The organism is Luteococcus sediminum, from assembly GCF_054783495.1.
This window is the reverse complement of record NZ_BAAGQL010000030.1, coordinates 1-1,374: the sequence shown is the minus strand read 5'-3', so window position 1 is coordinate 1,374 and position 1,374 is coordinate 1. Positions and strand designations below refer to the sequence as shown.

Here is a 1,374-nt window from a genome sequence, read left to right as displayed (position 1 = left end):
TCCTGTTGACTCATGTCAAGATGCCCGCGTGGGTCGGGTCGTTGACTCACCTCAAGATGCCCGCTTGTTGAGCTTGGTTCGTGACAGGTAGACGGCATTGCGTTTGGCTTTGCGTTCGATGTGTCCGCGGCGGCGGGCCAGTTCGAGCAGGTTGGCCTGGATCAGCGCGATCTGTTCCCTGATGGCGACGGGATCGGCGTCGGTGAGGCGTTGGTGGAGGGCCTTGCGGTCGATGTCGTCGAGCAGGTCGGGGTGGTCTCGAAGGATTCGCTGGTACGGGGTGGTGGCGGTGTCGTAGGTCTTGGTGACCTTGGCGCCCACGCGGGTCTTGGTGGCGAGTTTTTGTTGCGGGGTGAACAGGTTGGTCATGGTCGACTCCCACTGCCACAGCTGGTTGAGCAGGTCCAGCTCGCGGGCGGTGTCGTAGCGGTTGTAGCCCACGCAGCGACGCACCATGGCCCAGTTCTTCTGCTCGACGTGGGCCTGGTCGTTGGAGCGGGCCGGGCGTCCTCGGGTGTAGGTGATCTGGTGCAGGGCGCACCACTTGTGCAGGTGGTGGTTGATGAACTCGCCGCCGTTGTCGGAATGGATCCCCAGGATCGGGAACGGGAAGCGCAGCTGGAGTTGTTCCAGCCCGGCCCTGACGACGCGTTCGCCCTTGCTGTGGACGCTGATCGCTTCGGTCCAGCCGGTGGCCACATCGGTGGCATCCAGGCTCCAGTGGAACTGGCCGTTGTTGTCACCGCCCTCGTGGCCGACCAGGTCGATCTGGACGAAGCCGGGTTCGGTGTTGTCCCACTCGGCCCAGGTCTTCATCGGGATGCTGGCCTTGAGCATCGATCCGGGGCGGGTGTGACCCATGCCCCGGGAAGCGACCAGCCCGGCCCGGTGGGGCTTGAGGCGCCGGTCGATGGTCGCCGGTGACATCCGCAACAACGCCTCGATCGTCTCCTGGCTGGCCTCGAGCCGCCCATGGTGATCCAACGAGGCCACCAGCTGGGGCAGGGCAGGGTGCAGGCGCTTGCCGCTGGGGCCGTCCAGCACTGCCCAGCACCGCACCAGCAACGCGATCACGTCATCGTCATAGGTCAGTACTGGATCCCGGCGCCGGCGTGGTCCGGGTTCGATGCCCGCCACGCGCTGGCGGATCATCTTGCGGGCATGGTCACGATGCCAGCCCGTGACCTGGCAGATCGCGTCCAGGATCTCGCCCTTTTCCTGCTTGGTCGCCTTGGGCCACTTGGCCACCTGGGAGGCCAGGATCGCCTTGCGCTGGGCCAACTCCAACTCCATCCACTCACTCTGCCCCCACGCGGGCACTTTGAGATGAGTCAACGAAGCACTCCACGCGGGCATCTTCGATGAGTCAACGCG

Annotated in this window: 1 protein-coding gene; it reads right to left on the bottom strand. The window is 65.2% G+C overall.

All coding sequences use genetic code 11. From position 1 onward, the window contains the following. Positions 1–51: 51 nt before the first annotated feature. Positions 52–1,293 (bottom strand): DDE-type integrase/transposase/recombinase, encoded by a 1,242-nt coding sequence (locus ACYVKA_RS13540; protein ID WP_460706196.1) that lies wholly within the window; start codon positions 1,291–1,293, stop codon positions 52–54. Positions 1,294–1,374: the final 81 nt, after the last annotated feature.

What these genes read in the sequence shown, in the direction of transcription:
- ACYVKA_RS13540 (WP_460706196.1), bottom strand. Translation starts at nt 1,293, where the DNA reads ATGGAGTTGGAGTTGGCCCAGCGCAAGGCGATCCTGGCCTCCCAGGTG.